We start from the raw sequence: 4,025 nt of genomic DNA, 5'->3' as shown, positions 1-4,025 counted from the left end.
CATCCAAGGCATTTTGTGCATCCGGATCGAGCTTGCTGAAAAAGCTTTTTTTAACACGTTTATCTTTAGGTGCAGCCAAGAGCAAATTTTCCATCACGGTGAAATTTTCAAACACCGTGGGTTTCTGGAATTTACGCCCGATGCCAGCTTCTGCAATTTCTTCAGTACTCATTTTCGCCAGATTATAGGTTTGGCCAAAAAATGCAGAACCTTCAGTCGGCCGGGTTTTGCCGGTAATGACATCCATCAACGTGGTTTTACCCGCGCCGTTTGGCCCAATGATGCAGCGCAGTTCACCTTCTTCGATATACAGTGATAAATCATTTAAGGCCCGAAAAGCATCGAACCAGACACTGACTTTTTCCAGATAAAGTGCGATCCCATGACTAAAATCTGGCCCTTGCTCTTTTGGTCGGCCATAGCCTTCAGAAGCATGGCCGCCATGAGGTTGTAAAATTTCACTCATTCGCTACGCTCCTTTTTAAAACGGTCAAATAATCCAATCACGCCTTTAGGCAGGAAGATGGTGACCACAATAAATAATGCCCCCAGAATTAATAACCAGGCTTCTGGATAAGCGACAGTAAAGTAAGTTTTAACTGCATTAATTAAGCCTGCACCCAGGATCGGACCGATCAAGGTACCGCGACCGCCAGCCGCTACCCAGACTGCCATTTCAATCGAGTTCACCGGATTCATTTCGCTCGGATTAATAATCCCGGCTTGTGGTACATACAGTGCACCAGCGATACCTGCAATCACAGCAGATAATACCCAGGCTGAAAGCTTGTACCATAAGGTGCGGTAACCTAAATATTGCAGACGGTTTTCACTATCACGAATCGCGCCAAGCACACGACCATAAGGTTTATTCATTAAATGGCGTAGACCAACAAAGCACAGCAATAACACCAGAGCCGTGATAAAACATAGGCTGGCACGCATCGGTGCTGATGTGATGTCCATGCCTAAAATGGTTTTGAAACCGGTAAAACCGTTATTCCCGCCAAAGCCTGTTTCATTGCGGAAGAATAAAAGTGCTGCCGCAAAAGTCATCGCCTGAGTAATAATCGAGAAGTAAACGCCTTTGATTTTTGAGCGGAAAGCAAAGAAGCCGAAAATAAAGGCAATTAGTCCTGGTATCAGAACCACAAGTATCATGGCCCACCAGAAATGATTAGTCCCCACCCAAAACCAGGGTAATTCAGTCCAGCTCAGAAAACGCATAAAGTCAGGCAAACCATCACCTGCTGATTGACGCATTAGATACATCCCAAAGGCATAACCACCCAAGGCAAAGTACAGGCCATGACCTAAACTTAAAATACCGGCATAGCCCCAGACCAAATCAAGTGCTAAAGCCACCAACGCCAGGCACATGATCTTGCCGATCAAAGTGACCCAATAAGCAGACAGATGCAGGCTCGAATCCGCTGGCAATAAATGTAACCATGGCAAGGCCAGTAAAATAACAAAACAGATCGCAATTGCGAGTGCGCTATAAGGTTTATCTGAAAGTAATGATGTGATTTTCATAGGCTTACTCCACAAAGCGTCCTTTAATGGCAAACAAACCTTGTGGACGTTTCTGAATAAACAAAATCACAAGAACCAAGAGAATAATTTTTGCCAATACTGCACCCATACCAATTTCCAGTACGGTACCACTGACACCCAGTCCCAAAGCGGCAAGAACTGCACCCCATACCTGACCAACACCACCGACAACAACCACAAGGAAAGCATCGATAATGTAGTTCTGGCCCAAATCTGGCCCAACATTACCCACTTGAGCCAAGGCACAGCCGGCAAGACCGGCAAGACCTGAACCCAGACCAAATGCCATCATGTCAATCCGGCTGGATCGGATACCGACAGCACGAGCCATTTGACGGTTTTGCGTTACGGCACGGACAAATAAACCAAAACGGGTTTTATTCAGTAGATAAACAAGTAGCAGCAAGACAGCTACAGTAAAGACAATAATTGCAATACGGTTATAAGGCAGCATCAGGCTTGGAGTAATCGAGATCCCGCCTGAAAGCCATGAAATGTTAGAAACTTCAACATTTTGTGCACCAAAGATCATCCGCACCAATTGCATCAGGATCAGGCTCACGCCAAAGGTTGCCAATAAGGTTTCCAGTTGACGGCCATATAAAGGACGAATCACCGTGCGTTCGATCAGCATGCCAATCACTGCACTAACAATGAATGCCGCAGGAATCGCTGCGATCAGATACCAATCTACCCAACCACTAAAATGGGATTTAAAGAAACTTTGCACTACATAAGTGGTATATGCCCCGATCATGATCAGCTCACCATGCGCCATATTAATCACGCCAAGCAAGCCATATGTAATGGCTAATCCTAAAGCCGCAAGCAATAAAATACTGGCAGTACTTAAACCAGAAAATACATGCCCAGTCCATTCACTGGCCTGGATTCGGGTTTTGATACTACTTCTGGCATCAACCAGCGCTGCTTTTAAATCGGGATGCAGATTTGGCTGAGCCAGTTCATTTTCAACCAGTGCAAGAACGTCTGGTCTGTTGGAATCTTTTAAAACTTTTGCCGCTTCTATTTTGGTCAGGACATCTTCAGATTGATAATCCAGACGTGCTTTTAACTGAGCAAAACGTGATTTAACTGTATTGTTTTTTTCATTTAAATACATCTGATTGATAGCCTGAGCATCAAGTTCAGACAAGTTATTTTCCAGAATATCAATCGCCTCAAGTCGCTGAGAGGCTTCGTCTGAATTTAATTTCTTTTTTGCTAAACCGAAGGTCAGTGCTTTATTTAAAGTATTTACCAACGTAATTTGCGATAAATCAGATGGCCAAGTTTCAACGGCTTTTTTATCTGGATAGCTGACCAATTTGTCTTCTGCTTCCAGAATATAAGTATTGCCTGAACTGTCAGTATAAAGCTGATCTTTTTCAACAAACTCTGCCAGCTGATCAAGTTGTTCAACACTGGCTGGCCACTGGTTTAATAAAGCACGACGAGTGGCAAAGTCCCCACGAACAAACTGCTGAATGGCATCAAGTGACTGTGGAGATGATTGTGATACGGTTGTTTCGCTAGATTGAGTTTCCGCATGCACTATATTGAGACACAAACACTGACTCAAAATTAAAAAAATGGCCGCGAGATTTAGGCGAGTGGACATGAGTGCCCTCCCTATTTATATATTTAACGCTGTCCCGTCCGGGAGATGAAAAACAAGAAAGGCCTACTGCCGAAGCAGCAGGCTTTGGAGGAAATTATTTAGGAATGTATGGACTCCATGGCTCAGCAGCGATAGTTTTCGGAGTCTTATAAACCACATCAAACTGGCCATCACCACGAATCTGACCAATCATCACCGGCTTATGTAAATGATGGTTATTAGCATCCATTTGTAACTGATAGCCAGATGGTGCATCAAAAGTCTGACCCGCCATTGCTTCACGAACTTTATCCACCTCAGTAGAACCAGCTTTTTCTACCGCCTGTTTCCACATATTGATACCCACATAAGTCGCTTCCATCGGGTCATTGGTCACAAATTTGTCTGCATTAGGCAATTTGTATTCCACAGCATACTGTTTCATCTTGCCGCTGAATTCGGTATTTTTCGGATTTTTCACGGACATGAAGTAGTTCCATGCCGCTAAATGACCAACCAATGGTTTTGTATCAATACCACGAAGCTCTTCTTCACCTACAGAGAATGCCATAACTGGAATATCAGAAGCTTTAATGCCCTGGTTACCCAATTCACGATAGAACGGTACGTTTGAATCGCCGTTGATGGTTGAGATCACCGCAGTCTTTTTGCCTGCAGCAAATTTTTTCACATTGCCGACAATGGTTTGATAATTACTATGACCAAATGGTGTGTACTCTTCCATGATGTCAGCATCAGCAACGCCTTTAGATTTCAGGAAAGCACGAAGAATTTTGTTGGTGGTACGCGGATAAACATAGTCTGTACCTAGTAAGACAAAGCGTTCTGCTTTACCGCCTTCTTCACT

At 44.0% G+C, this 4,025-nt stretch carries 4 protein-coding genes; all 4 read right to left on the bottom strand.

Annotated features, from left to right (window positions below):
• Positions 1-466 (bottom strand): ATP-binding cassette domain-containing protein (locus B4J23_RS02515; RefSeq protein WP_291358669.1); only part of this gene is annotated, 466 nt, incomplete at its 3' end.
• Positions 463-1,536, bottom strand: coding sequence for an urea ABC transporter permease subunit UrtC (urtC, locus tag B4J23_RS02510; RefSeq protein ID WP_291358668.1), 1,074 nt, complete (start codon positions 1,534-1,536; stop codon positions 463-465). The genes urtC and B4J23_RS02515, both read right to left, overlap by 4 nt.
• Before the next feature lie 4 nt (positions 1,537-1,540).
• A complete protein-coding gene (gene urtB / locus B4J23_RS02505; RefSeq protein ID WP_291358667.1) occupies positions 1,541-3,178 on the bottom strand; it encodes an urea ABC transporter permease subunit UrtB in 1,638 nt (545 codons plus the stop codon).
• A 94-nt stretch (positions 3,179-3,272) separates the two neighbouring features.
• Positions 3,273-4,025 (bottom strand): transporter substrate-binding protein (locus tag B4J23_RS02500; RefSeq protein WP_291358666.1); only part of this gene is annotated, 753 nt, incomplete at its 5' end.

Origin of the sequence: Acinetobacter sp. UBA3025 (genome assembly GCF_002367915.1) — a bacterium.
Lineage (GTDB): Bacteria > Pseudomonadota > Gammaproteobacteria > Pseudomonadales > Moraxellaceae > Acinetobacter.
This window is presented reverse-complemented; position numbering and strand designations above follow the sequence as displayed.

Excerpts from the sequence above, each read along its gene's own strand:
- urtB (WP_291358667.1), bottom strand. The coding sequence starts at position 3,178 with ATGTCCACTCGCCTAAATCTCGCGGCCATTTTTTTAATTTTGAGTCAG.
- urtC (WP_291358668.1), bottom strand. The coding sequence starts at position 1,536 with ATGAAAATCACATCATTACTTTCAGATAAACCTTATAGCGCACTCGCA.